4 protein-coding genes are annotated in these 5,243 nt (G+C 68.3%); 3 read left to right on the top strand and 1 reads right to left on the bottom strand.

Features of this window, described 5'->3' with window-relative positions:
• Positions 1 to 211: 211 nt before the first annotated feature.
• Positions 212 to 2,473 (top strand): carbon starvation CstA family protein, encoded by a 2,262-nt coding sequence (locus tag B2284_RS05645; RefSeq protein WP_136788609.1) that lies wholly within the window; start codon positions 212 to 214, stop codon positions 2,471 to 2,473.
• Positions 2,466 to 2,657, top strand: a complete 192-nt coding sequence (locus tag B2284_RS05640) for a YbdD/YjiX family protein (RefSeq protein WP_136788608.1) — start codon at positions 2,466 to 2,468, stop codon at positions 2,655 to 2,657. Before B2284_RS05645 ends, B2284_RS05640 begins: the two co-directional genes overlap by 8 nt.
• A gap of 219 nt (positions 2,658 to 2,876) precedes the next feature.
• Here the strand turns inward: B2284_RS05640 and B2284_RS05635 are convergent, their stop codons facing one another.
• Entirely contained in the window at positions 2,877 to 3,881 is a 1,005-nt protein-coding gene (locus B2284_RS05635) for a diacylglycerol/lipid kinase family protein (protein ID WP_170957236.1), read from the bottom strand.
• 54 nt (positions 3,882 to 3,935) lie between these two features.
• On the opposite strand from B2284_RS05635, the gene serS reads away from it, so the two are divergent.
• A partial coding sequence (gene serS / locus B2284_RS05630; RefSeq protein ID WP_286697286.1) for a serine--tRNA ligase occupies positions 3,936 to 5,243 on the top strand: 1,308 nt, incomplete at its 3' end.

Genomic DNA, 5,243 nt, shown 5'->3' with positions numbered 1-5,243 from the left:
GGGGACAGGAATCGCAGAAGGGGCACGGTGCGGGGCGGCCCGGCCGAGGTCAGTCCCCATCCGAACTCAGGCCCCCAAACCCTCAGCCGTCGTCGTGACCAGGATGTGATTGCTCGGTCCGCGAGCCGAGACGCCGTACCCATGGGTAGACCCCTACTGTGGCCTTACTCACATCGGCCGTCATGGCCACCAGCACTACCAGGAGGTCACCGTGGCGGCGTCACGTCTCGACACCCTCGACCGCGATCCGGGGTTGCCCCCCGTCGCGGTCGAACCCCCTCGCACCATCACCGGGCGGCAGAAGATCATGATCGCCGTCGCGGCGATCGTCGCCGCCATCGGCTGGACGATGGTCGCCTTCGTCCGCGGTGAGCACGTCAACGCCATCTGGTTCGTGTTCGCGGCCGTCGGCAGCTACGTCATCGGCTACATGCTCTACAGCCGTCTCATCGCGTACAAGGTCGTGCAGCCGCGCGACGACATCGCGACGCCGGCGGAGCAGTTCGAGAACGGCCAGGACTACATGCCGACGGACCGTCGCGTCCTGTTCGGCCACCACTTCGCCGCCATCGCCGGCGCCGGCCCCCTCGTCGGCCCCGTGCTCGCCGCGCAGATGGGTTACCTGCCGGGCACGATGTGGATCATCTTCGGCGTCATCTTCGCGGGCGCCGTGCAGGACTACATGGTGCTCGCCATCTCGACGCGCCGTGGCGGCCGCAGCATCGGCCAGATGGCGCGCGACACGCTCGGCCCCGTCGGTGGTTGGGCGGCGATGCTCGCCGTCATGACGATCATGGTCATCCTCATCGCGGTGCTCGGCCTCGTCGTCGTCAACGCGCTCGCCGAGTCGCCGTGGGGTGTGTTCTCGATCGCGATGACGATCCCGATCGCCCTGTTCATGGGCTGCTACCTGCGCTTCCTGCGTCCGGGGTCGGTCACCGAGGTGTCGCTCATCGGGGTCGCGCTCCTGCTGCTCGCGATCGTCTCCGGCGGCTGGGTCGCCGAGACGGCCTGGGGCAAGGACATGTTCACGCTGTCTCCGACGGCGCTCGCCTGGTGCCTCATCGTCTACGGGTTCGCCGCGGCCGTCCTGCCGGTCTGGCTGCTGCTCGCGCCGCGTGACTATCTGTCGACGTTCATGAAGGTCGGCACGATCGTCCTGCTCGCGCTCGGCATCATCATCGCGCGTCCGGCGATCGACATCCCCGCGATCACGTCGTTCGGCAAGCACGGCAACGGTCCCGTCTTCGCGGGTTCGCTGTTCCCGTTCCTGTTCATCACGATTGCGTGCGGCGCGTTGTCCGGCTTCCACGCGCTCATCTCGTCGGGCACGACGCCGAAGCTCATCCAGAAGGAGAGCCAGGCGCGACTCATCGGGTACGGCTCGATGCTCGTCGAGTCGTTCGTCGCCATCATGGCGCTCATCGCGGCGGCCATCATCGACCAGCACCTGTACTTCGTCATCAACGCCCCCGCCGGCGTGACGGGTGGGACGGCCGAGAAGGCCGCGACGTGGGTGAACTCGATAGGCTTGGGCGGTAATCCGATCACCGCGCCCGAGATCACCCAGGCCGCGAAGGACGTCGGCGAGGCTTCGGTCGTGTCGCGCACCGGTGGCGCCCCGACGTTCGCGTTCGGCATGTCGGACGTGTTCAGCCGCGTCATCCCAGGCGATTCGATGAAGCAGTTCTGGTACCACTTCGCGATCATGTTCGAGGCGCTGTTCATCCTGACGACGGTCGACGCCGGCACGCGCGTCGCGCGTTTCATGCTGTCGGAGACGCTCGGCAACGTGCCCGGGCTGCACCGCTTCCGTGACACGTCCTGGCGCGTCGGGGCGTGGATCTCGACGCTCGTCGTCGTCGCCGGGTGGGGTTCGATCCTGCTCATGGGCGTCACCGACCCGCTGGGTGGCATCAACACGCTGTTCCCGCTGTTCGGCATCGCCAACCAGCTGCTCGCCGCCGTCGCGCTGACGGTCGTGACGGTCGTCGTCATCCGCAACGGCAAGGCGAAGTGGGCGTGGATCCCGGGCATCCCGCTCGTGTGGGACCTGCTCGTGACGATGGTCGCGAGCTACCAGAAGATCTTCTCGAGCGACGCGAAGATCGGCTACTGGGCGCAGCACAACGCGTTCGCCGACGCCAAGAACAAGGGGCTGACGAAGTTCAAGACGGCCAAGACGCCCGAGGAGATCGACGCGGTCATCCGCAACACGCTCATCCAGGAGACGCTTTCGGTTCTCTTCGCGGTGCTCGTCATCGTCGTCGTCATCGCGGGTGTGTTCGCGGCGCTCAAGGCGCTGCGCACCGGCCACGTCGACCCCGAGGTGCGCGACGACGCGGCGCCGTCGCAGATCTTCGCGCCGAGCGGCATGCGCGTCACGCCCGACGAGGAGAAGGTGCTCGCGCAGTGGCGTGAGGCGGGCCTCGACCCCGAGGGCGTGCACGCGGGGGAGCGCGTCCATGCCTGAACCGCGCGGCGTCGTCGGCACGGTGAAGTGGTACGTCGCCTCGATGATGGGCGACAACCACTACGAGCGCTACCTGCGTCACCACGCCGTCGCCCACCCCGGCGAAGCGCCGATGTCGAAGCGCGACTATTGGCGTGAACGCACCGACGCCCAGGACCGCAACCCCGGCGCACGGTGCTGCTGACGGGTCACGGTTCGGGACCGCGGGTCTGAACAGGATGAGAGGGGCTGACGCATCAAGCGTCAGCCCCTCTCGTCATGCGAGGCGTCACCGTCACAGACCGTGAGTGCGTCCGAGACACCCGGTCAGGCAAGGTTGCGAATGTGGACGAGATTCGCAGAGGGGGACACGGATCGCGAGTGTGGACGAAATTCGCAGATGTGGACGGGAATCGCAGAGGGGTCAGCGGCGAAACTTCTGGCCCAGCGAGCCCGGCAGGTGACGGCGGACGTCGGACATGCGTGAGTGGCGCGGGTTGGCGACACGCACGCGCAGGGCCTTGGGGTCGACCCACATCTCCATCTCGCGGACGTCGCCGATGACGTCGCCGTCGAGTTCGAGCGCGCGCGGGCGCCCCATGGCCTTCGCGGACACGCGCGCGCAGGAGGTGCGTTCGAGTCGACCCGTCGTGCGTCGCGAGCGGGCGAAGATCTGCGCGGACAGGGCCGTCCACTGCAGCGGTCCGTCGGCGGACAGCCAGACGGTGTCGAAGCGCCCGTCGGTGCCGCTGGCGCCCGGCATGAGCTGCACGCCCGCCGTCAGCAGGCCGAAGTTGCCGACGAGCAGCGTCGTCGTCTTCTTCGTGTGCGGCGCGCCGTCGTCGAAGGAGGCGAGCATGCGCTCGGGGCGCTGCGTCACGTAGCGCGCACCGGCGACGGGGTAGGCCATCCACCCGATGCGTTTCTTGAGGGTCTCGCTCGTGGCGTTCATGATGTCGCCGTCGAGTCCGAAGCCCGCCATGATGAGGAAGGTGTCGTTCGTCGCCGAGCCGTCGCCGAACGTCGCGTGCACCCGCCCGACGTCGATGACGGTGTCGTCCCCCTGCAGAGACCGTGCGAAGTTGAGCGCCGCCGAGCCGTCGACGGAGATGCCGAGGTTGCGCGCAAGCAGGTTGCCGGTGCCCTGCGGCATCAACCCCAGCGGCACGCTCGTGCCGCTCAGTGCCGCGCCGACGTGACGCACCGTCCCGTCACCGCCGACGGCGAAGACGATGTCGCAGCCCTCGCGCAGCGCCTGCTGCGTCTGGCCGGTGCCGGGATCGTCGATGCGGGTCTGCAACCACAACGGTTCGGCCCATCCGGCGTCGCGCGAGACGTCGACGCATTCGCGGCGCAGGGCGCCCAGGTCGCGAACCTTCGTGGGGTTGACGACGATCGCGGCGCGCGGGCGGGAGGGCGTGTTCGACACGCCTTGCACTGTAACCGGAATGACGCACATTCGCGCGGGCGATAGCCTTGAGGGGTGATCGACATTCGACTGCTTCGTGACAACCCTGACGCCGTCCGCGCGAGCCAGCGTGCTCGTGGCGCTGACGAGAGCGTCGTCGACCGCATTCTCGAGCTCGACGCGACGCGCCGCAGCTCCCTCGGCGAGTTCGAGAAGGTGCGCGCCGAGCAGAAGCAGGTGTCGAAGAGCGTCGGCGCCGCGATGGGTGCGCTCAACAAGGCCAAGAAGAGCGGTGACGACGCGGAGGTCGCGCGTCTGCAGGCCGAGGCCGACGCCGCGCGTGAGAACGCTGCGACGCTGAGCGCCCGCGTCAAGGAGCTCGAGGCCACCGCCGACGAGGCGGGCAAGGAGTTCGACGCGCTGCTGCGCACCGTCCCCAACGTCGTCCTCGACGGCGTGCCGGCGGGTGGCGAGGACGACTTCGTCACCGTCAAGACGGTCGGTGAGGCCCCGACGTTCGACTTCGAGCCGAAGGACCACCTCGAGATCGGTGAGCTCATCGGCGCCATCGACATGGAGCGCGGCACGAAGGTGTCGGGTTCGCGTTTCTACTTCCTCAAGGGCGTCGGCGCGCGTCTCGAGCTCGCGCTGCTGCAGATGGCGCTCGACCAGGCCATCGCGAACGGTTTCACCCCGATGATCACGCCGACGCTCGTGCGCCCGGAGACGATGCAGGGCACCGGCTTCGACGTCGCGCACGACGCCGAGATCTACCGCGTGCAGGAGGAGGACAACCTCTACCTCGTCGGCACCTCGGAGGTCGCGCTCGCCGGCTACCACGCGGACGAGATCATGAACGTCGACGCTCCCGTGCGCTACGCCGGCTGGTCGAGCTGCTACCGCCGCGAGGCCGGTTCGTACGGCAAGGACACGCGCGGCATCATCCGCGTGCACCAGTTCAACAAGGTCGAGATGTTCTCCTACTGCCGCATCGAGGACGCCGAAGCGGAGCACGCTCGCATGCTCGCATGGGAAGAGGAGATGCTGGCCAAGTGCGAGCTGTCGTACCGCGTCATCGACACCGCCGCGGGTGACCTCGGCACGTCCGCAGCGCGCAAGTTCGACTGCGAGGCCTGGGTGCCGACGCAGGGCACCTACCGCGAGCTGACGTCGACGTCGAACTGCACGACGTTCCAGGCGCGCCGCCTCAACATCCGCGAACGCACCGACGGTGCGACGCGCTCGGTCGCAACGCTCAACGGCACGCTCGCGACGACGCGGTGGCTCGTCGCCATCCTCGAGACGCACCAGCAGGCTGACGGCTCGGTGCGCGTGCCCGAGGCGCTGCGCAAGTACATGGGTGGCCTCGAGGTGCTGCCCGTC

The sequence above is a fragment of the Dermacoccus sp. UBA1591 genome, assembly GCF_002322065.1.
In the GTDB taxonomy this organism is placed as follows: domain Bacteria; phylum Actinomycetota; class Actinomycetes; order Actinomycetales; family Dermatophilaceae; genus Dermacoccus; species Dermacoccus nishinomiyaensis.
The sequence above is the reverse complement of the archived record's forward strand: the minus strand, read 5'-3'. Positions and strand labels throughout refer to the sequence as shown.

Bases quoted from the DNA above. Each gene is read 5' to 3' on its own strand.
- B2284_RS05640 (WP_136788608.1), top strand. From the start codon at position 2,466: ATGCCTGAACCGCGCGGCGTCGTCGGCACGGTGAAGTGGTACGTCGCC.